This is a genomic window from Nocardia aurantiaca (genome assembly GCF_009708175.1).
In the GTDB taxonomy this organism is placed as follows: domain Bacteria; phylum Actinomycetota; class Actinomycetes; order Mycobacteriales; family Mycobacteriaceae; genus Nocardia; species Nocardia aurantiaca.
In genome coordinates this window covers 22,750-42,285 of sequence record NZ_WMBB01000017.1, presented here as the reverse complement: position 1 = coordinate 42,285, position 19,536 = coordinate 22,750, and the positions used below count along the sequence as shown (strand labels likewise).

Below are 19,536 nucleotides of genomic sequence, written 5' to 3'. Positions count from 1 at the left end.
GACTCGCAGCGAAAGGACAGTCGCCATGGCCGAGACGCACACCACCAAGCGCACCCGCGCAGCCGAGCACACCGGGACGGCCGACAAGGCCGAAACCGCCGCGCCCGAGGCGACGACCGAATCCGGCGTGACTCAGCGTCGGCCCGAATCCGCCGCGAGCCCCGCACCCGCCGACACGGGGGCCGATCACGGCCTGCCTGTGCCCGTTCCCATGGTCGGCGTGCACATGCGCCGGGTGCCGATGCCTCCCGGTCCGCATGCGGTGGCCGGCGGTTTGGCACATGGCGCTTCATCGGTTACCTCATCGGTTACCGCGATGGCGCGCTCGGTGGCGCCCGATCGGGAGTCGGCGCTGTTCTACGGCGGGCTCGGGGCGCTCGCCGTGACCGGGTTGCTGTCCTGGCCCGTGGCCGCCGCCATCGGTACCGGGGTCTGGGTGGCGGGCCGCGCGCACACCTCCAAGCAGCCGAAATAGCCTGGTGCGAAACAGGGTTCGAGATGCCTGGCATCAGATGGGCCGCACACTTCGTGACCGGGCTGGCGGTGGACACGGTCCGCGCCGTAGGTAATGAGATCGCCGGGCGGCAGACCTGGTCGCGCGGGGAGCACGCCCATATCGAGGCCAAAGGTGTGCATCGTACCGATGCGCCGCCGGAATACGCAGCCGCGCTGCGTCATACGGTCGGCGCGCTGGACGGGGTCCGGTGGGCCGCGGTGAACGGTGTGCTGGGCGATGTCATCGTCGAGTTCGATCCGCGGCGCGTATCGGTCGCGCGACTCCGTGCGGCGGTGGCGGCGGTGGAGCGCGAATTCGGGATGGATCGGCAGCCGCGCGATCGGCCCATGCACCCGGGCGGTTTCGAGCCGGTCTTCGACGAGTTGCTCTCCCTCGGCGGCGATCTGCTCGGCGCGACGGTCGGCTTGGTCGGGCGGATCGTGCCACCGCTGGCGCTGCCGCCGGAGACGATCGCGGCGGTGCACGCGGTGGATCTGGTGCCCGGACTGCGGCAGGGACTGGAGGCCCGATTCGGCGCGGTCCGGGTGGACGTGGCACTGGCGCTGGCCGGTTCGGTGGTCTCGGCCGCCGCGCATACGCCGTTGTTCGCCTTGGCCGATGCCGGATTGCGGGCGGCGCAGTTGCCCGCGGCGCTGGCCCGCCGTCATACATGGGATGAACGGGCTCCGGAACTGGCTGCGCATGCCCGACAGGCGGCGGCCGCACCTGCGCCGCCGCCGGGTACCCGGCCGGTGCCACTGCCGCCCGGCCCGGTCGAACGGTATGCGCGCCAAGTGGGCATTGTCGCGCTCGGCGGCGCCGCGGCGCTGCTGCCGATGGCTGGAACGGCCAAGGCGGCACGCGCAGTGTCCTACGGGGCACCGCGCGCCGCACGGATGGGTGCGGCAGCCTTCGCCGCGGAACTGGGGCGGATGCTGGCCGCGCGGGGGATCCTCGTCCGGGATCCGGAGGCAGTGGACCGACTGGACCGGATCGACACCGTCGTCATCGATGCCGAGGTGCTGGTCACCGCGGACGGAATGCTGCATCCGCTCGCCGAGGCCATCATCTCCGCCGCGCACGCCGCGGGCCGGGTGGTGGTGATCACCCCGCGCGCCTCCGAGATGGCGGACCGACTGGGCGCGGACGACCGCATCGGCGGCGGACCGCATCTGGCCGCATCGGTGCGGCGGCTGCAGCGGGCCGGGCATGTGGTGGCATTGATCGCCAGTCACAACGCGTCCGGGTTGGCCGCGGCCGATTGCGCCATCGGGGTTCTCGCGCCCGGGCGGACCCCGCCGTGGGCGGCCGATATCCTGTGCGGGCCAGAGCTTTCCGATGTGTGGCTGCTGTTGCAGGCCATTGTTCCGGCCAAGCGCAACAGCGAGTTCGCGGTCCGGCTGGCATTGCTCGGTTCGTCCTCCGGCGCACTGCTCGGCCTCGTCGGACCGGCGCGCGGCGGCTATCGGCGCGGCTCGCTGCCGGTGGGGCTCTCGGCGCTGATCGCCGTGGCGGGCGGCATCTGGTCCGTCGATGCGGTGACGCGGCGCAGGCCACCGCCGATCGCGGATGTCACACCGTGGCACGCGATGCCGGTCGAGGAGGCCCTGGCGGCATTGCGATCCGGGCTGCCGGGTCTGTCCGACGAACAGGCCGCGGGCCGCCACACATCAGACGTCGATTCCGCCGAACCGAGTGAAACACTTTGGCGTGCAACCGTTTCCGAGTTCGACACTCCGCTCACCGCGCCGCTGGCAGCGGGCGCGGGCGTGTCCGCGGCCAGCGGCTCGGTGCTCGACGCGGGCCTGGTGACCCTGGTGATGGCGGGCAACGCCGTACTGGGCGCGGTGCAGCGGATCGCGGCCGGGCGGGCAGTGCGACGGCTCGCGGACATCGGTGCACTGCAAGCCAATCTGCGCCGCCGGAACGAGGTACACATCACGCCCGCGAGCGAGCTGGTCGCAGGCGATATCGTCCTCTTGCACGCCGGCGACGCCGTCCCGGCCGATTGCCGCTTGGTCGACGCCGACCACCTCGAGATCGACGAATCCAGCCTGACCGGTGAATCCCTGCCGGTGCCCAAGGATCCCGCGCCCGTGGACTCCGACCTGGTGGCCGAGCGCACCAGCATGCTGTACGCGGGCACCACCGTGGTGGCGGGAAGCGGCACCGCGCTGGTGACCGCAGTCGGCCGTGCGACCGAGGCCGGCCGCAGCGGTGCGCTGGCCGACAGCGGCGAGAGCGCGGCAGGAGTCGAAACCCGTTTGAACGCACTGACCAAGCTCTCGATGCGGGTCGCTGCCGGCGCGGGCGGCGCGGTGCTCGGCATCGGGCTGTTACGCGGACGAGTGGCCGAGGCAGTGGGCTCGGCGGTGGCGCTGGCGGTGGCCGCGGTGCCCGAGGGCCTGCCGTTCGTCGCCACGGTCGCCCAGTTGGCCGCGGCGCGACGGCTGTCGCACCGCAATGTGCTGGTGCGCACGCCGCGTACCCTGGAGGCGCTCGGCCGAGTCGATACGGTGTGCTTCGACAAGACCGGCACCCTCACCGAGGCGCATATCGAATTGCGCCGGGTCAGCGATGGATTCGAGGACGAGCCACTGGACGCGCTGACTCCGGCGCGACATGCCGTGCTGGCCGCGGCGTTGCGCGCGACTCCCGTCGATCCGCTGGGCCGCACGCCGCCACATCCGACCGATCGGGCCGTCGAGCGCGGTGCGCACGCCGCGCGGGTGGATCGTGCCGACGGCGAGCCGGACTGGGTCATGGTGCGAGAGTTGCCGTTCGAGCCGGGGCGCGGCTTTCACGCCGTGCTCGGCAGTACTGATGACCGTCACCTCATCAGCGTCAAGGGCGCACCGGAAATCGTGCTGCCACGCTGTACGGCCTTCCGTCGGGACGGCGGCGGCGCGCCGCTCACCGACGCCGTGGCCTCCGAGCTCCAGTTGGCCGCGGAATCCCTTGCCGAACAAGGATTCCGGGTGCTCGCGGTGGCAGAGCGGGCGGCCTCTCAACGCTCCGAACTGGATTCCGAGCGCATAGAGCGCCTGGAGTTCCTCGGCCTGCTGTGTCTGGCCGACCCGATCCGCCCGACCGCCGCCGCGGCGGTGCGAGACCTGCGCGCGGCCGGTGTGGACGCGGTCATGCTCACTGGCGACCACCCGCAGACGGCGGTGGCCATCGCGACCGAACTCGGTCTGCGCACCAGCGGCCGCGTCATCACCGGAACCGAGGTGGAGGCCAGCACCGAAGCCGAACTGGCCGCGCTGGTCGCCGAGACCGCTGTGTTCGCACGCGTCAGCCCCGTCCACAAGGCAGCCATCGTGCGCGCCCTGCGCCATGCTGGGCACACCGTCGCGGTGACCGGCGACGGCGCCAACGATGCCCCTGCCATCCGGCTGGCCGATGTCGGAATCGCCTTGGGCCCCAAGAGCACTCCCGCTGCCAAGCAGGCCGCCGACATCGTGGTGACCGATGAGCGCATCGAGACCATCGTCGACGCCGTGATCGAAAGCCGCGCGATGTGGCGTTCGGTTCGCGACAGCGTGTCCATGCTGGTCGGCGGCAATCTCGGTGAAATCGCCTTCACCCTGGGCTCGTCCATACTGTCCGCGCGACCGGCCCTCAATGCCCGCCAGTTGCTGGCGGTCAACCTGCTCACCGATCTGCTGCCCGCCCTGGTGGTCGCCGCGCGGCCACCCCGCGATGTCACGCCCGCCATGCTGCTGTCCGAGGGCCCGGACTCCGCCGTGGGCGCGGCCCTGCGCCGCGATGTCACCACACGCGCCCTGTCCACCACACTGGCAGCCTCGGCCGCCTGGCTCGCGGCCCTCGTCGTGTACCGGTCACGCCAGGCCGGCACCGTGGGTTTCGCCGCCCTGGTCGGCACGCAGCTGGCCCAGACAGCCCGCAGCGCGCACGGGGATCCGCTTGTGATGGCGGCCGGATTGGGTTCGGCGGCAGCCCTTTTCGCGTTGGTGCAATTCCCGCCCACCAGTTATTTCTTCGGCTGCCGTCCGCTGGGTCCGCTCGGCTGGGGTATCGTGGCGATCTCCAGCGTCGCCGGCGCCGTCGCCACCGGCACCTGGCAGGATCGCCGGAATCCGGAAAGTCTGCCATCCCAGGCACCAACGACCTCTCACGCCGAGACCGCCGACACCCCTGAGCGCGGACCCGACCGGAGTCCGCGACCGAACGGAGTAGTGCCTCACAACGACATGGTGCCTCAACCAGGTTCGTGACTCTTCCGTCCGGCGAACTTCGTCGGTGAGCATGTGGGTCAGCGCGGTTGCCACGGCGGCGTGAGCCGCGGCAGACCGACCGGTCGCGGCCTCGTCGGTTCGATCGAGCGTCGCCGACCAGATGGCGATCAGCTCGAACGCATCCGCGGTCGGGCGTGCGGTGGCTCGTCGCAGACGGCGTCCGGAATCGCGACCATCCGGCCGACCAGGGTGTGATCAGCGGACCCGCTGAGGTCAGCGCACCAATCTCCGCCGGCGACAGCACCACCTGACCGCACCGAACAGCGGATTTCGACACTCCGACACAGCGTTCGCCGGTGGTGGCCGGGTGGCGATCGTGTGAGCCCCTCACTACGGTGGGGCGGGCAATCGGAAGCCGGAACTGTGGGGTGTGTGCATGCCGTTGTCGACGGTCGACCAGGTGACGACCACCGATCAGGAGGCGCCGAGACGGCGCTCGATTCCGCTGGTCGTGGTGTGGATGGTAGCGATGCTGGGCGGGCTGGCCGGGTGGTACTACCTCGGCCAGGTGCTGGCCGCGCCGCGCACGATGCTGCACCTGATCGACCTCGGCACATACCAGATCGCGGCCGACCGGGTGACGCACGGAGTTTCGGTGTACGACACCCCACTTCGAGGGCATACGCGCGGGGTGTGGGAATTCGTGTACACCCCGTTCGCGGCGCTGCTGTTCGTGCCGCTGGTGGCGTTGCAGGGCTCGGTGTTCACCTGGGTCGGTGGACTCGCGAACTTCGCGATGCTGACCGGATCAGTGTGGGCGGCGCTGTCGGTGCTCGGCTACCGCCGCGAGCGGCGCATGATGATCGTGGGCCCGGCAGCCGCCTGTCTGCTGCTGTTGTGCGAGCCCATCCGCGAGACCATGGCCTTCGGGCAGGTCAATATCCTGCTGCTGCTCCTCGTCCTCGCGGACATGGCACTGCCGGATTCCTCCCGCTGGAAAGGCGCACTGACCGGCATCGCGGCCGGAATCAAGCTGACCCCCGCGTTCTTCATCCTCTACTTCCTGGTCACCCGCCGATTCCGGGCCGCCGCCACCGCAACCGGCGCCCTGACCGTCACCATGGTGATCGGTCTGGCCGTCCTGCCGAAGGATTCGCTGACGTTCTGGAGCGGCGCCTTCGCCGACCCCGCCCGCGTCGGCGTCCCGGAGAACCCGCAGAACGAGTCCCTGCGCGGCATGCTCGCCCGGACCCTCGGAGCGGTCGGCGGAATGCAATTGCTCTGGCTCGCAGCCGCTCTCGTGATCGCCGCAGTCTGCCTGATCCTCGCACGTCGTCTGTCCCTCACCGGCCGCGAACTTCCCGCCGTAGTTCTGTGCGGTATGACGAGCACCGTCGTCTCCCCGTACAGCTGGATCCACCACTGGGTCTGGCTGGCTCCCCTGCTGATCTATTTGGCCGATCTGACGATTCGTCACCGCACCGTCCCGACCGTCGCGGCTCTCCTGGTGACCTTCCTCGTCTGCTCGGGCGGCGTCTTCGATCTCCTGGACCTCCACTACGGCAGCGTCTTCGACCTCCCCAACCGCTCCCCCTACGCCCTGTTCGACCACAACGCCTACATCTGGCTCACCCTCGCCCTGTTCGCGGTGACCGCCTTCGGCGTGCCCCGGCCCGAGGTGAGTAGCCGAGATGAGTATTTCGGCAGATTAGTCCCCGCTCGTCTCTCCGTAGCCTTTCGGAACCGTAAGCCCTCCTAGGTCTGCTCCGATCGACGGCTACGCGGGGATTGACCTCGAGTGCGCTCGAGGTTGCACGCTGGAAGCATGACTCGACCAGCCGAATTCTGGAACACCGTCTACGACGAGGACACCGCCCCCTGGGTGATCGGCGAGCCCCAGCCCGCCATCGTGGCGCTGGAACGCGCGGGCGAGATCCGCGGCCGCGTGCTCGAGCCCGGCTGTGGCGCGGGCGAGCACACCATCCTGCTCACCCGCCTCGGCTACGACGTCCTCGGTATCGACTTCTCCCCCAGCGCAATCGAGTACGCCCGCGCCAATGCCACCGCCCAGGGCGTCCCGGCTGTCCGCTTCCAGGTGGCCGACGCGCTGACCCTCGGCGACCACACCGACTTCGCCGGTGATCCTCCGGGCTCCGCGCCCGCCTTCGACACCGTCGTGGACAGCGCGCTGTTCCACGTCTTCGGCACCGAACCCGAGGCCCGCGCCGCCTACGTCCGCAGCCTGCACGCGGTCTGCAAGCCCGGCGGCACCGTCCATGTCCTTGCCCTCTCGGACGCCGAACCCGGCTTCGGCCCTCGCATCAGTGACACGGTGATTCGCGAATCCTTCGACATCGGTTGGGAATTGGAGCGACTGGAGCCCACTCGCTACCGCGGCCGCGTCACCGAATCCGTCGCGGATCAAGCGGCCGGCCTCGAGGTGTCCCCGACGGGCCTGGTAGATGTCGCGGCCTGGATGGCACGCATCCGGCGGCTCTGATGACTATCTATCCACGTCATCAGGGATTCTCGAGGGTCACAGAGTGAGCAGCACCTTGATGGCGCGGCGTTCGTCCATGGCTTTGTATCCTTCGGCGACTTTGTCCAGGGGCAGGACGAGGTCGAAGACCTTGCCCGGGTCGATCTTTCGGTCCCATACGAGCTGGATCAGCTTGGGCAGGAACCGGCGTACCGGGGCGGGGCCGCCCTCGGTGTGAATGCCGGCGAAGAAGAGGTCGATGCCGCGGATGGTGACGTCGTAATTGACGCCGACGAAGCCCATGTACCCGCCCGGACGGGTGGCACGGATCGCCTGCATCGTCGATTGCTGCGTTCCGACGGCCTCGATGACCGAGTGCGCGCCGAGCCCTCCGGTGAGTTCCTTGATCCGCGCGACACCTGCGTCACCGCGCTCGGCGACGATGTCGGTCGCGCCGTAGAAGCGGGCCAGCTCCTGCCGTTCGGGGTGGCGCGACATGGCGATGATGCGCTGCGCACCCAGCTGCTCGGCCGCGAGGACGGCCATCAGGCCGACCGCGCCGTCGCCGATGACCGCGACCGTCTTGCCGGGCCCGACCCCTGCGGCGTCCGCGGCGTACCAGCCGGTGCCGAGCACGTCGGAGGCGGCCAGCAGCGAGGGGATCAGCTCGGGTGCCGGCTGGCTCGGTGTGGGCACGAGGGTGCCGTCCGCGTACGGGATGCGGGCCTTCTCGGCCTGGGTGCCGATGGTCTGGGCCACGAATTCCCTGTGCACACAGCCGGATTGGTAACCCGAGCGGCAGATTTCGCAAGTGTTGTCGGAGATGACGAACGAACCGACGACGAAGTCGCCGACCTTGATGTTCTTCACCTCCGAGCCGACTTGCTCGACCACGCCGACATACTCGTGGCCCATCACCTGGTGGTCGGCGGGCTCGATACCACGGTAGGCCCACAGATCCGATCCGCAGATGCAGGTCGCGGTCAGCTTCACGATCGCGTCGGTCGGCTCGATGATCTTCGGGTCCTCACGCTCTTCCACCCGGAGATCGCCGGCCTTGTACATCACTGCTCCACGCATATGCTGCTCCTCGCTGCTGGTCGGGCCAGGTTTGTCGTAAAGAAGTCGCGAGCTTGTCGAACGGAATCAGGTCGGTTTTCCGATAGAGGTCGACGTGACCGGTACCCGGGACGGCGTAGAGCTCTCAGGGTTCGGTGCGCTGGCCACGATCGCTTGCTGCTTGCCCCGAGCATCGAAATCCCTGGGCCGGTACAGGTCCGCGCGATGGTGATCCCGTACCGATTCTTGTACGACACCGCGATCCGGATGATGTCGGCGTCCAGCTCGAAAATGTAGTTGTCTGTCCATTTCCTTGCCTTCTCTGTGAGGCCCCAGCGGCCGGATACAGCCGGAAGGGCTTTCCAGAAGGACCCGCACGCTGTCCCGGAAAAGGGGATCGGTTATGCGCCGGGCGGCTGACCGCCGCCCGCCTCATCCATGGAACCGCAGGTGAAAGCTGGTAACGAGACACTGATGAGTGGTGTACCGACAGTGCAACCCTAGCGCCGGGTCCGGGCGTACGGCACTGATGCGGACAATCGTGACGAAGTCCGCGAGTTCCTCACCTCGCGGCGAGCCGAGCTCAGCCCGCGGGGCAGGGCTCCCGGCCGATACTCGGCGCCGCGTGCCCGGACTACGGCGCAGCGAAGTCGCAGCGCCGGCCGACGTCAGCGTCGGTACTACGCCAAACTGAACCCCGATATGGACGGCCGTTATTCGGGTCCAGGTCCAAACCTGGTGTGTGCGTCAGTGATCGCGCTGGGCCATCAGTTGGGCGAGGGCGGTCAGGTCGTCGGAGGCCAGATCGTCGGGCAGCGCCGCGAAGGCGGCGTCGAGGGCGTCAGAGGCCCGGCTCAGCGTGGAATGGCGACCGCCCGCCTCCTCGATCAAGTCCGCCGCCCGGGCCGCGCGGGACGCTGTCATGGGACGGCGGGCGTGATAGAGGCGGGCCAGGTCACGCCCGGCCGCGGTGCCCGATTCCAGGGCGCACACCACCGGGAAGGACTGTTTGCGGTGAATCAGGTCGCTGTGAGCCGGTTTTCCGGTGATCTCGGGATCGCCCCAGATGTCGATGTAATCATCGACGAGTTGGAAGACCAGCCCCAATTCGGTACCAAAGGTGTGCATGGCCGAGACCACGCGATGGTCGGCCCCGGCGCACAGCGCGCCCAGCGCGCAGGCGCAGCCCAGCAGCGCGCCGGTCTTCCCGGCGGCCATGGCGAGATATTCGTCGACGCTGACGGTCGGCCGAGTCTCGAAGGCGCAGTCGGCGTATTGGCCCCGGCACAGCGTGACGGTCGCCTGGGCCAGTCGGATGACCGCCTCGGCGGTCACCGTCTCGGGCACGCCGTCACACAGCACACCGAGCGCCACGGCCTGGAGCGCGTCGCCGAGCAGTGTCGCATTGGTCTCGCCCCAGATCCGCCACACCGTCGGCCGCCCGTGGCGGAACGGGTCGGTATCCATGACATCGTCGTGCACGAGCGAGAAGTTGTGCAGCAGTTCGACAGCGGCCGCCGCGTGTACCGACTCGCCGACAGCCCCGCCACACGCCGCGGCGGCGGCGAAGGTCAGGGCCGGGCGCAGGGCCTTCCCCTGCACGCCGTCGACCGCCGCACCCTCGGCGTCGCACCAGCCGAAGTGGTACCCGGCCATCAGATCCAGCGGTTCGGCCAGGGCTGCGACCGCCGACCGCAATACCGGTTCGATGGCGACCCGGGCCTCCCCCAGTCGCTGGCGGGCTCTTCGCTCGGTGGTGGCCTCGAGCGGACGGGATATGGAATCGGCGGCGCGGACGCAGGTTTCCTCATACCCGGCGAGGGCGGCCACGGCCGGGCGAGAAGGCCCCCATCGGTGTTTGCCCTCGAGGTGCTGTCCCACGGTGAATCGGATAGGTTTCGACGCTCGCATAATCGGCCCCGCTCTCTCGGACACGGATACCGCAACCACTTTTCGGTGGCTGGTCAGCCATGCTCAGATGAAGCTCATAGTTCCATCGCAACCTGAAACCCGGGGGTTGCCTGCGGATTTCGGCAACGGCGGCAGGTCTTCTGTTTCAGGTGAGTGGCAGGCCGTGCTCGAGCGCCTCCGCGGGTGCGCTCGTGTAGCGGGCCGCCTGATAGTGATAATCGTGGTTGGCGCGCACGTACGTGGTGTAGTTCCCGGCGGTGGCCAGGGCGTCCGCGCGCTCGCGGCCGGTAATGCCGGCGTCGTCGAGTTCGGTCGGCAACCGCTGCACCGCCTCGATCATGCGCTGGACGCATTCGGAGAGCATGTCGTTGACCAGTTGCAGAGCCTGAGCTCGACTGTGCCCGTGATGATACTGCGCGAGCAGCACCGAGTTGTACAGATAGCCGGAGGCCTCATCCGAGGCGACCGACAACACATCGTTGAACAGACCCATGTGCTCCACGGCCGCGGCGCGCAAGCTGCGCATGGCGGGTAGGTGCCGGATGGCCGCGCCGAGGTCCACGCCCTCGGCGCGCTCACTGATATCGAGAAACACATAGAGCGCCACGCCGTCTCGCCGGTGCGCGCGGTAGGTGTCGAGGTCGGGCAGGTTGCCGGAGAGGCGGCCGACGCTTTCGATGTAGTAGGTCCACAACCAGTCGCGGATTTCCTCACGCACGGCCACCCGCCACGTTGCCGACCGGCCGCGGCGCAATCTCTCCCACAGGTCCGCGAAGGCGACCGCCAGCACCCCGGAAGGCGTTGCCGTACCGTCCAGTACGTCCTCGATGGCGGAGATGGCCTCCAAACACCTGCTGGGATCGGGTATTTCGATATCGAACTGGTCGTCCACTATGAAAGCCCATGCGGTGTACTGGCTCAGCAGCGTGAGCTCATCGGCTTCCGCGCGCGGACACCACAGCGCGTACATTCGAGCCGGGCGGGTCCGTTCCATGCGACGGCGGGTGGGCTCGGTGGGCACCAGCCCGCATGCCTCCAGCCAGGACCACATGCCCGATTCGGCCTCCGGCTCCGCGGGGTTGAGGCCCGCGGCGTCGAACGGCATGAACAACTCGATCGCGTCCATACGAAACTACCTATCCCCCAACCGTTTTACCGAGGACATCGTAAACGATAGCGGCATTTCGGACGTTTGCACTCGCATATGAAATCCCACTTCATAGGATTCCGCTGGCCTGGTGGTCATCGATCGGGCAGAGGGACGAGGCGCTGCGCCCCGTCGAAGAGCGTCCGCTCGGCCGCCCGGGTGGCAGCCAGTGCCGCCAGCGTCGTGGCCGCGAGGAGCATGTACATCACCACGATCTGGTAGCGGATGGCCGTCAGCGGATCCACGCCCGCCAGAATCAATCCCGTCATCGCGCCGGGCAGACTGATCAGACCGACCACCTTCGTCGAGTCTATCGCCGGGATCAACGCGGTGCGCAGAGCTGAGCGCTGATTGGGCAGGAAGGACTGATGCGCCGAAAGCCCCAGCGCCAAGCGCGCTTCCACCGCATCACGAGCGCGACGCGCGTCTTCGACCAGGCGGCGCAGGGCGATTCCGGTCGACTGCATGGCCGAGGACACGATCATGCCGCCCACCGGCACCACCACCCGCGCCTGCGTGGAAATGATCCCGAGCACGATCAGCGCGCCCAGGGTGATAGACGCGCCGAACGCCACGCCGATGGTCGCGGACCGCCGCGCATGCGGCAGGCCGGCGCCGCGCCGCCCTGCCACCTGCCCGGCGATGACGATCATCAGAATCACCCAGCCCAGCGCGCCCGGCAATCCGGTGCGGCGGAAGAGGATCAGCAGAATCGCGCCCACCGCGATGAGCTGCACCCCGGCCCGGGCCGCGGCGATCAGCAGTTCGCGAGTCAGGTGCAGGTGCTGGCGATAGGCGATCGCCGCCGCCAGGGCGACCAGAACCAGAGACGCGCCGACGCCAGTCCAGTCGGGTACCGAAAGCCCCTGTGTCATGGCTGGTTGCCCGCTTCCGCATCGCGTGTGAGCCGCCCGCTCGCCAGCGTCCACACCTCGTCCGATACCTCGGCCACGAAGCCGGGATCATGGCTGACCAGCACCACGCTGCCGCCGGAACCGATATGCGCCCGGATCAACTCGCCGATCGCCGCCGCCGACGCGCCGTCCAGCGCCGAGGTCGGCTCGTCCAGCAGCAGCACCTGCGGCTCCACCGCCAGTGCCCGGGCCAGGCAAACCCGCTGCGCCTCACCTCCCGACAGCTCGGCGCAGCGCCGCGCGGCGAATCCCGCGGGCAATCCGACGACCGCGAGCAATTCGTCCACCCGATCCCCATCGACGGCCCGCCCCACACGGATCTCCTCGGCCACCGTATCGGTGAGCAGCACCGGCCGCTGCGGCACCAACCCCACCTGGCGTCGCAGGGCCAGCACATCGAGGTCGGCCACCGGGGTCCCGTCCAGGAGCACTCGCCCGCTGTCGGGCTCGCCGAATCGATTCAGCAATCGCAGCAGCGTCGTCTTACCCGCCCCGCTCGGCCCGACCACGGCCGCGCACTGCCCTGCCGCGAAGGTCGCGTCGGCCTCGATGAGCACCGAGGTCGAACCACGGCCGAGGCTGACCCGGTCCAAGACAATGCTGGGCACCGCCCCACCATGCCCCACCACCGATCGGCGGCGCGGCGCGGGGGCGACTACTCGGCAGCGGCCGCCGGAAGTCCGGTGCTCCGCCGCGACCCCTCGAGTATGCCCCGAGCGGCAAGGCCGTGATCGCGCTTCGCAATCCGAACGTGGGCTGTTGGTCTATCTTCTACGGTTCGTCCTCATCGCGGCGCGCCCTCGAAGGCGGCCCGAACCATTCCGCCAAGAATTATCGGATCGGTGAAGAAGCCGCGTGACCGGGTCTGTCTGTCTGAACGAGATCCATTGCATCCCCGTGTCTTTCGGAAACGGCAGATCGAACCATCTCCTCGCCGTACGCTGGCCCATCGTCCCTGAAGAGTTTTCGGCACCACTCGGAGGCCCCCATGCTGTCCCTGCAGGAGATTTCGGACCGCCTGGAAATAGAGGACCTCATGGTCCGCTATTCCCAAGCCGTGGACACCCACCAGTGGGAACTGCTGGACGAAATCTTCACCACCGATGCCCACATCGATTACACCGCCATGGGCGGACCCGCCGGTAACGTGGAATCCACCAAGAAATTCCTGGCCACCGTCATGCCCAATTTCTCCGCCTTCCAACACATGATCAGCAACTCCTCCATTCGTGTGGAGGGCGATCACGCCACCGCCCGCACCATGTGCCACAACCCCATGCTGGTCACCTCCGCCGACGGCACCCGCCGCCTCATGCTCTGCGGCCTCTGGTACCACGACACCTTCGTGCGCGTGGACGGCGAATGGCGGATCAGCCAGCGCGTGGAGGAGAAGAGCTACATGTTCGTCGCCTCCGACGCCATCCCCGCGAGCTGATCGAACAGCTCACGATAGCCGCGCAACGCCTGTCGCATTTCCTCGGTGTCGGCGGCATCGCCCCGCGCCCAACGGCTTTCGAGCTCCTCCCGGCGGCGCGCGCACCGGTCGGTCAGCTGCTCGAGGGCGTCGGCGACGAGTCCGTCGGCGCGAGTGACCGCGTCCTTGGGATCGTCGACGAAGCGGATCTGGATGTCGCGCCATTGCTCACGCAGTGGATTCCGACTGCTTGTCATGGGAGTTCCTCAATGCTGGGGTCGGGTCTGCCCGGACCGGTCGGCGTCGACCAGGTCGACGAACAGCTCGTGATAATCGACAATGGCCGTGCGCATGTCCTCGGTGGAGACCCCGCCGCGTTCGGCGCGTGCGGCGATGTCGTGGGCGGTGCGGAATCGGCTCAATGGGCGCGCGTGGTCCACAGAGAGGTCCGCAAGCTGTTGCTCGTAGCTCTCGCTCGGGTACCCGCGGTCGGTCATCGCCTGTGCGACCAGACGGTCCGCCGCGTCCAACGCCGCGGCCGGATCATCGACGAACTGCGCCTGCACCTGCGCCCAAGCGGCCTCGTAGCGGCGTGTTTCCTCCTCCGAGAGATCACGCAGCCTCAGCTCGTCGTGGCGTTTCTCGCGATCGGTCAGGTCCTGCTCGGCGATCCGGCGGTTCTGCGCCTGCTGCACGGTCCGGTCGTATTCCGGTCCGAATCGGTCTCGCAGACGCCGGCTGCGCATTCTCGGTCGCAGTATCACGGCCATCAGCAGTACGGCCACGATCACCACAATCACCGCAATCAGCACGGTCCATGCTGTGCTCGACATTCGATCCTCCTGGTCGAGTTCGTCCTTTGCGGACGCAATGCCTCGAAACCGGCGGATCAAACCTGGTGGGCAGCTCTCGCTTCAGCAGCTCGATCAGCGGGACGGACTGTCCATATCGTGTTCGAGCACCGTGCTGTAGTTGAACCCTGTAGTGGAATCCGAAGGATTCCCGCTGTGCGCATGACCTCGCCATCTGTTCGACGGCGCCATCTGCAGCACGGGGCAGGTCTTCGGGAGAGTCTGTGCAGCCCACGGGTGGATGCTCGGTGAGGCACGCGACCGCCGCTTCGCGGTGGGCCGGTGCGGCGATGCCATGGCGACGGTGGGCGCGCGCCGGCGACCGCACGCCTGCGGACCGCGTTGCGCGCGTAGTCGGAACTTCGTCACACGTATCGGTGCACACTGTGCCGCGAACTCGATTCTCTGCTCGGATCGTCCTTTATCGCAGCCGAATTCGGCGGCAGTGACTCAGCTACGTGTCACCAACTCGACACCAACCTCCCGCCAACCTTCGCGGTTCATAGTGACCCCCGTCACCGCAGACATGCGATCAGGAGCCGCGCCATGATCTACGCCAAACCCGGCACAGACGGAAGCATCGTCAGCTTCAACCGCCGCTATGACAACTTCATCGGTGGTGAGTGGAAAGCGCCGATCGAGGGCAGATACTTCGACAATCCCTCACCGATCGATGGCGAAACCTTCTGCGAGGTCGCGCGTTCGGGTGCTGCGGATATCGATATGGCGCTGGAGGCCGCCCACCGGGCGGCCGACGCCTGGGGTGCCACCTCGGTGACCGATCGTGCCAACATCCTCAATAAGATCGCCGACCGGATCGAGGCGAACCTGGAGAAGTTGGCCGTCGCCGAGACCTGGGAGAACGGCAAACCGGTCCGCGAAACCCTCGCCGCAGACCTGCCGTTGGCGGTCGACCACTTCCGCTATTTCGCCGGCGCGGTGCGCGCGCAGGAGGGCCACCTCTCCCAGATCGACGCCGACACCGTCGCCTATCACTTCCAGGAACCGCTGGGCGTGGTCGGACAGATCATTCCGTGGAACTTCCCGATCCTCATGGCCGCCTGGAAGCTGGCCCCCGCGCTGGCCGCGGGCAACTGCGTGGTCATCAAGCCTGCCGAGCAGACCCCGGTGTCGCTGCTGCTCGTCGTAGAACTCATCGCCGACCTCCTGCCGCCGGGGGTTCTCAACGTGGTCAACGGTTTCGGCGTCGAGGCGGGCAAGCCGCTGGCATCCAGCCCGCGGGTGGCCAAGGTCGCCTTCACCGGTGAGACCACCACCGGCCGGTTGATCATGCAGTACGCCAGCGAGAACATCATCCCGGTCACCCTGGAACTCGGCGGCAAGAGCCCCAACATCTTCTTTGCGGATGTCATGGCCGCCGACGATGACTTCCTGGACAAGGCTGTCGAGGGTTTCGTGATGTTCGCGCTCAACCAGGGCGAGGTGTGCACCTGCCCGTCGCGCGCGCTGATTCACTCGTCCATCTACGACGAGTTCATGGCCCGCTGCCTCGAGCGCACCAAGGCCATCAAGGGTGGCAACCCGCTCGACGATTCGACCATGATCGGCGCACAGGCCAGTAATGACCAGTACGAAAAGATCCTCTCCTACATCGATATCGGCCGCAAAGAGGGCGCGAAGGTGCTCACCGGCGGTGAGATGCGCAAGGTGGAGGGTTTCCCCAATGGGTACTACATCGAGCCGACGATCTTCGAGGGCCGCAATGACATGCGGATCTTCCAGGAGGAGATCTTCGGCCCGGTGGTGGCGGTGACCCGCTTCGACAACGAGGTCGAAGCGGTCACCATCGCCAATGACACGCTGTACGGTCTGGGTGCGGGCGTGTGGAGTCGCGACGGTGGCACCGCCTACCGGGTCGGCCGGGCCATCAAGGCCGGACGGGTGTGGACCAACTGCTACCACGCCTACCCCGCCCACGCGGCCTTCGGCGGTTACAAGAAGTCCGGTATCGGCCGTGAGAACCATCGCATGATGCTCGACCACTACCAGCAGACCAAGAACCTGCTCGTGTCGTACTCCGCGAAGAAGCTCGGATTCTTCTGAACCGCAACCGATTCCATGCCGGACGGACCGCACCGTCTGCGAGGAGCGTGATGACAGCAGGTTCCATATCCCGGGTGACCATCACCGAGGCCGCGGTGCAGGTGCTGCAGCGTCTCATCGACCACCACGGTCCGGTGATGTTCCACCAGTCGGGTGGCTGCTGCGACGGCAGCTCCCCGATGTGCTACCCCCTCGGCGAGTTCCGGGTGGGCGCGGCCGATGTGCTGCTCGGCCGCGTCTTTCCCGATACGGCGTTCTGGATGAGCGCCGACCAGTACGAGTACTGGCGCCACACCCATCTCACCGTCGACGTGGTCCCCGGCCGCGGCGGTGGATTCTCCCTCGAAGCCCCCGAGGGAGTCCGATTCGTCATCCGGTCACGCCTGTTCACCGATGCCGAGACAGCGGCGTTGGAAGCGGCTCCCGCTCCGCTGCGCGGCAACGAGCTGGCCGGGTGAAGGAAGGTGGCGCGGCCGGTTTCTCCGGGTCGGCCGCGCCATCGTAAATCTGAAAACCCTTATCGCGGAACGCGACCGGTGCCCAGCCACGCGGTCGTCGACAACGGCGTGCCCGGCACATAGTGCTCGCGCAGGTAGTCGATCATGACCTGCTGCTGGGCTGCCCAGGTGGCCTTGTCGGTCCGGCGCCGGGTCGCCTGCAACGGCGCACTCCCCCGGGTCAGCTTGTCCCACATCTGCTCGGCGCTGTCATAGCTGAACGACTCCGCGTGCGGCCGCAGCGTCACCTCGGTGAACCCGGCCGCGAGCAGTTCCTTCTCGAAGACGTTCGGATTCTCGAGGCTGTCCGGATTCGGCTGCGGCGCGGAGAATCCCGGAATCCCGGCCTGGAACGCCTCGAACAGCAGCGTCATCAACGGCGAATCCGTGATCGGCGCCCAGCTGGACACCACCGCGGTCCCGCCCGGCCGCAGCACCCGATAGAGCTCCGCGAATCCGCGGGCCCGATCCGGGAAGAACATGAGCCCGAACATCGAGAACGCGGCGTCGAAAGTATTGGTGGCGTAGCGCAATCGCTGCCCGTCGCCGACCCCGGTGAGCACATTGCCGATCCCGGCCTGCATGATGGCGCCCCGCAGCCGCCGGATCATCGCCTCGGAGAAGTCGACCGCGACGACCTCGGCGACTCGTGGCGCGGCCAGCAATGCCAGGACGCCGGGGCCGGTGGCCACATCGATGACTCTGGACCGGCGGGTCGGCTCGGACAACTCCAATGCGCGAAGCGCGAACGGCCGCATCATCTCCGATACGACATCGTCATAACTCTCAGCGACCTGGTCCCACGCGCCCGGTGCGGCAAGCGGATTCTCCGGCATTCGACCACCCTTCCGATGGGTACAGTGTACGCATACCGGCCGAGTGGTCCAGCCGGTGAACTCAGCGGCCCGGCAGGAACCGGATACCGCGGGCGGCGGCCATGAGGAGCGGCTGCCACGTGCTTTGCGGGAGGAAGGCCGGAGGGTCCAGGTTGAGCAAGCGCGTCACCACGATGGACTGCGGCTCGGTGAACTTCAGCAGGCCGTCGGGACCATGACGGCGGCCGACACCCGAGATGCCCATGCCGCCCATCGGCGCACCGGTGGTGCCCCACGCCGGGGCGTAGCCTTCATCGACATTGACCGTACCCGCGTGCAATTGTTCCGCGATGCGCTCACCCTCGGCCTTGCTGCCTGCCCACACGCTGGCATTGAGGCCGTACTCGGTGTCATTGGCGCGGGTGACGGCCTCCTGGACCGAGTCGACCGGGTAGATCGACACCAGTGGGCCGAAGGTCTCGTTGCGGCCGCACTCCATGGCATCGGTGACCTCGGTCAGGACCGTCGGCTCGAAGAACAGCGGACCCAGATCCGGGCGGGCATTGCCGCCGACGAGCACCTTCGCGCCCTTGGACACCGCGTCGGCCACATGCTTGGTGACAGTCTCCAGCTGCGCCTCGGAGATGAGGCTGCCGATGTCCTTCGAGAAATCGTATGCCGCGCCGAGTTTCGCAGCCTTCACCGCGGCCGCGAACTTCTCGGTGAACTGGTCGGCGACCGCGCGCTCGACATAGAGCCGCTCGATGGAGATGCAGAGCTGACCCGCATTGGAGAAGCAGGCGCGCACTGCGGCCTTGGCCGCCTTGTTCAGATCGGCGCCGCGAGTGACGATCATCGGGTTCTTGCCGCCGAGCTCGGCGGAGTAACCGATGAGGCGGCGGCCGCACTGCTCGGCCAGGGTGCGGCCGGTGGCGGAGGAACCGGTGAACATCAGGTAGTCGCAGTTCTCGACAATGGCCGTGCCCACCACCGTGCCTGGGCCGGGAACCACGGCGAACAGACCAGTCGGCAGTCCGGCGCGGGCGAAGAGCTCGGCATTGACCAGCGAGGAGTACGGAGTCTGGCTGTCGGGCTTGACCACTACGGCATTACCGGCCAGCAGCGCCGGAATCGAGTCGCCGACCGACAGCGCCATCGGGTAGTTCCACGGCGCGATCACGCCGACCACGCCCTTCGGCACCGCGCGCACCGAGGCCCGATTGACCACCGGGAACGCGCCCGGGACGCTGTGTGGAGCGAGCAGCCGCGGGGCCACTCGCGAGAAGTAGCGGGCCGCGAACATCAGGCTCATGACCTCCTCCTGGGCCGCCCACCGGGCCTTGCCGGTCTCGGCCTGGATGACGTCCATGAGGAATTCGCGGCTCTCGACCACCAGCGCCCGGTATCGGTCCAGTACCTCGGCGCGCTGCTTCGGGGTGCGCGCAGCCCATTCGGCCTGCGCGGCACGAGCTTTGGCGACGGCGGTGGCGACATCGGCGGCGGTGCCCACCGGCACCGAGCCCAGGGTCTCTCCGGTGAAGACCTCGATGATCGCTCGGGTCGCGTGGCCCTGGGCGGTATCCACGGCCGCGAACGAGCGCAATCGTTCGAATACCTCGGCAGTCGGCACCGGCATCGTCGCCTCCTACTTGCGAGTAACTTGCGGATACACACAATCTACGCCGCGGCG

Annotated in this window: 16 protein-coding genes; 7 read left to right on the top strand and 9 right to left on the bottom strand. The window is 68.0% G+C overall.

All coding sequences use genetic code 11. The annotated features are described in order from the left end of the window. The first annotated feature begins 25 nt into the window (after window positions 1–25). From GLP40_RS29480 to GLP40_RS29465, 4 genes are all read left to right on the top strand, one after another. Complete coding sequence (locus tag GLP40_RS29480) at window positions 26–475, top strand: hypothetical protein (protein ID WP_154791287.1); 450 nt, start codon at window positions 26–28, stop codon at window positions 473–475. A gap of 23 nt (window positions 476–498) precedes the next feature. Next, the gene (locus GLP40_RS29475; protein WP_154791286.1) at window positions 499–4,734 is read left to right on the top strand and encodes a cation-translocating P-type ATPase; all 4,236 of its coding nucleotides are present in this window, start codon (window positions 499–501) and stop codon (window positions 4,732–4,734) included. 397 nt (window positions 4,735–5,131) lie between these two features. Next, window positions 5,132–6,454 (top strand): glycosyltransferase 87 family protein, encoded by a 1,323-nt coding sequence (locus GLP40_RS29470; RefSeq protein ID WP_154791285.1) that lies wholly within the window; start codon window positions 5,132–5,134, stop codon window positions 6,452–6,454. A 66-nt stretch (window positions 6,455–6,520) separates the two neighbouring features. Continuing rightward, window positions 6,521–7,195, top strand: coding sequence for a class I SAM-dependent methyltransferase (locus GLP40_RS29465; RefSeq protein ID WP_154791284.1), 675 nt, complete (start codon window positions 6,521–6,523; stop codon window positions 7,193–7,195). Window positions 7,196–7,231: 36 nt separating this feature from the next. On the opposite strand, the gene GLP40_RS29460 is transcribed toward GLP40_RS29465, so the two are convergent. The 5 genes from GLP40_RS29460 to GLP40_RS29435 all read right to left on the bottom strand — a co-directional run bounded on the left by GLP40_RS29460 (window position 7,232) and on the right by GLP40_RS29435 (window position 12,813). Beyond that, complete coding sequence (locus GLP40_RS29460) at window positions 7,232–8,254, bottom strand: zinc-dependent alcohol dehydrogenase family protein (RefSeq protein ID WP_230330060.1); 1,023 nt, start codon at window positions 8,252–8,254, stop codon at window positions 7,232–7,234. A 726-nt stretch (window positions 8,255–8,980) separates the two neighbouring features. Then, window positions 8,981–10,012: a polyprenyl synthetase family protein gene (locus GLP40_RS29450; RefSeq protein WP_407671732.1), complete on the bottom strand. Its 1,032-nt coding sequence runs from the start codon at window positions 10,010–10,012 to the stop codon at window positions 8,981–8,983. 277 nt (window positions 10,013–10,289) lie between these two features. Next, a complete protein-coding gene (locus GLP40_RS29445; RefSeq protein ID WP_154791282.1) occupies window positions 10,290–11,270 on the bottom strand; it encodes a terpene synthase family protein in 981 nt (326 codons plus the stop codon). A gap of 116 nt (window positions 11,271–11,386) precedes the next feature. After that, complete coding sequence (locus GLP40_RS29440; protein WP_154791281.1) at window positions 11,387–12,166, bottom strand: ABC transporter permease; 780 nt, start codon at window positions 12,164–12,166, stop codon at window positions 11,387–11,389. Continuing rightward, a complete protein-coding gene (locus GLP40_RS29435; protein ID WP_328290800.1) occupies window positions 12,163–12,813 on the bottom strand; it encodes an ABC transporter ATP-binding protein in 651 nt (216 codons plus the stop codon). Before GLP40_RS29435 ends, GLP40_RS29440 begins: the two co-directional genes overlap by 4 nt. A gap of 380 nt (window positions 12,814–13,193) precedes the next feature. Between GLP40_RS29435 and GLP40_RS29430 the strand changes: the two genes are divergently transcribed. Beyond that, window positions 13,194–13,640: a nuclear transport factor 2 family protein gene (locus GLP40_RS29430; protein ID WP_154791280.1), complete on the top strand. Its 447-nt coding sequence runs from the start codon at window positions 13,194–13,196 to the stop codon at window positions 13,638–13,640. Here GLP40_RS29430 and GLP40_RS29425 read toward each other — a convergent pair. Continuing rightward, the gene (locus tag GLP40_RS29425; RefSeq protein ID WP_154791279.1) at window positions 13,601–13,876 is read right to left on the bottom strand and encodes a hypothetical protein; all 276 of its coding nucleotides are present in this window, start codon (window positions 13,874–13,876) and stop codon (window positions 13,601–13,603) included. The genes GLP40_RS29430 and GLP40_RS29425 overlap by 40 nt on opposite strands. Before the next feature lie 9 nt (window positions 13,877–13,885). Further along, window positions 13,886–14,452: a hypothetical protein gene (locus GLP40_RS29420; protein ID WP_196054842.1), complete on the bottom strand. Its 567-nt coding sequence runs from the start codon at window positions 14,450–14,452 to the stop codon at window positions 13,886–13,888. Between the two features lie 564 nt (window positions 14,453–15,016). Between GLP40_RS29420 and adh the strand changes: the two genes are divergently transcribed. Together adh and GLP40_RS29410 are read left to right on the top strand one after the other, a co-directional pair. Beyond that, window positions 15,017–16,534 (top strand): aldehyde dehydrogenase, encoded by a 1,518-nt coding sequence (gene adh / locus GLP40_RS29415; protein WP_154791278.1) that lies wholly within the window; start codon window positions 15,017–15,019, stop codon window positions 16,532–16,534. A gap of 50 nt (window positions 16,535–16,584) precedes the next feature. Beyond that, window positions 16,585–16,992: a DUF779 domain-containing protein gene (locus tag GLP40_RS29410; RefSeq protein WP_154791277.1), complete on the top strand. Its 408-nt coding sequence runs from the start codon at window positions 16,585–16,587 to the stop codon at window positions 16,990–16,992. A gap of 59 nt (window positions 16,993–17,051) precedes the next feature. Here the strand turns inward: GLP40_RS29410 and GLP40_RS29405 are convergent, their stop codons facing one another. Together GLP40_RS29405 and GLP40_RS29400 are read right to left on the bottom strand one after the other, a co-directional pair. After that, window positions 17,052–17,867: a class I SAM-dependent methyltransferase gene (locus GLP40_RS29405; protein ID WP_154791276.1), complete on the bottom strand. Its 816-nt coding sequence runs from the start codon at window positions 17,865–17,867 to the stop codon at window positions 17,052–17,054. A gap of 61 nt (window positions 17,868–17,928) precedes the next feature. Then, complete coding sequence (locus GLP40_RS29400) at window positions 17,929–19,482, bottom strand: succinic semialdehyde dehydrogenase (protein WP_154791275.1); 1,554 nt, start codon at window positions 19,480–19,482, stop codon at window positions 17,929–17,931. Window positions 19,483–19,536: the final 54 nt, after the last annotated feature.

Coding starts and splice junctions, on each gene's coding strand:
- GLP40_RS29480 (WP_154791287.1), top strand. CDS start 26: ATGGCCGAGACGCACACCACCAAGCGCACCCGCGCAGCCGAGCACACC.
- GLP40_RS29475 (WP_154791286.1), top strand. CDS start 499: ATGCCTGGCATCAGATGGGCCGCACACTTCGTGACCGGGCTGGCGGTG.
- GLP40_RS29470 (WP_154791285.1), top strand. CDS start 5,132: ATGCCGTTGTCGACGGTCGACCAGGTGACGACCACCGATCAGGAGGCG.
- GLP40_RS29465 (WP_154791284.1), top strand. CDS start 6,521: ATGACTCGACCAGCCGAATTCTGGAACACCGTCTACGACGAGGACACC.
- GLP40_RS29460 (WP_230330060.1), bottom strand. CDS start 8,254: ATGCGTGGAGCAGTGATGTACAAGGCCGGCGATCTCCGGGTGGAAGAG.
- GLP40_RS29445 (WP_154791282.1), bottom strand. CDS start 11,270: ATGGACGCGATCGAGTTGTTCATGCCGTTCGACGCCGCGGGCCTCAAC.
- GLP40_RS29440 (WP_154791281.1), bottom strand. CDS start 12,166: ATGACACAGGGGCTTTCGGTACCCGACTGGACTGGCGTCGGCGCGTCT.
- GLP40_RS29430 (WP_154791280.1), top strand. CDS start 13,194: ATGCTGTCCCTGCAGGAGATTTCGGACCGCCTGGAAATAGAGGACCTC.
- GLP40_RS29425 (WP_154791279.1), bottom strand. CDS start 13,876: ATGACAAGCAGTCGGAATCCACTGCGTGAGCAATGGCGCGACATCCAG.
- GLP40_RS29420 (WP_196054842.1), bottom strand. CDS start 14,452: ATGTCGAGCACAGCATGGACCGTGCTGATTGCGGTGATTGTGGTGATC.
- adh (WP_154791278.1), top strand. CDS start 15,017: ATGATCTACGCCAAACCCGGCACAGACGGAAGCATCGTCAGCTTCAAC.
- GLP40_RS29410 (WP_154791277.1), top strand. CDS start 16,585: ATGACAGCAGGTTCCATATCCCGGGTGACCATCACCGAGGCCGCGGTG.
- GLP40_RS29405 (WP_154791276.1), bottom strand. CDS start 17,867: ATGCCGGAGAATCCGCTTGCCGCACCGGGCGCGTGGGACCAGGTCGCT.
- GLP40_RS29400 (WP_154791275.1), bottom strand. CDS start 19,482: ATGCCGGTGCCGACTGCCGAGGTATTCGAACGATTGCGCTCGTTCGCG.